At 59.4% G+C, this 704-nt stretch carries 1 protein-coding gene; it reads left to right on the top strand.

Translation table 11 applies throughout. From position 1 onward, the window contains the following. Positions 1-42 precede the first annotated feature (42 nt). Positions 43-704, top strand: a 662-nt coding sequence (locus tag ACWGS9_RS35095; protein ID WP_454509466.1) for an IS630 family transposase, incomplete at its 3' end; no start/stop codon positions are given.

Here is a 704-nt window from a genome sequence, read left to right as displayed (position 1 = left end):
TCATTTTGTTCGGCTTCTGTCACAAGAGCAGGAGTTTGATCGATGGTTGGCAGGCAGGCGGACGTCGTCGTTCTGAGCGACGCGGATAGAAGTTTTCTCGAATCTCAGGTGCGCCGGCATAAAGCGCCACGCTCCTTGTCGGATCGATGCCGGATGATCCTTTTGTGCGCGCAGGGTTTGCAAAGCAAGGACGTTGCCGAACGCCTGGGTGTTCACGAGCACACGGTTGGCAAGTGGCGCCGCCGGTTCGTACAGGATGGTATTGAAGGGCTGACAGATGAATATCGTGCCGGTCGACCGCGAACTGTCTCCGATACCCAGGTTGCCCAGGTCGTCGAGCGTACGTTGAACACCACTCCTAAGGATGCCACGCACTGGTCCATCCGCTCGATGGCTGCCGACAGCGGCCTTTCGCATACCACCATCCGTCGGATCTGGACCGCGTTTGGCCTGCAGCCGCATCGTGCCGAGACATTCAAGCTTTCCTCTGATCCGCTCTTTGTCGACAAGGTGCAGGACATCGTCGGTCTTTACATGTCGCCTCCGGACCGGGCGGTCGTGCTTTGCGTGGATGAGAAGTCGCAAATCCAGGCCTTGGATCGCGAGCAGCCTGTGCTGCCCATGGCACCGGGCGTCGCCGAACGGCGCACCCATACCTATGTCCGCAACGGCACGACATCGCTGTTTGCCGCGCTAGATGTTGC

It is taken from the genome of Mesorhizobium sp. Arg314 (assembly GCF_053714275.1).
The sequence above is the reverse complement of the archived record's forward strand: the minus strand, read 5'-3'. Positions and strand labels throughout refer to the sequence as shown.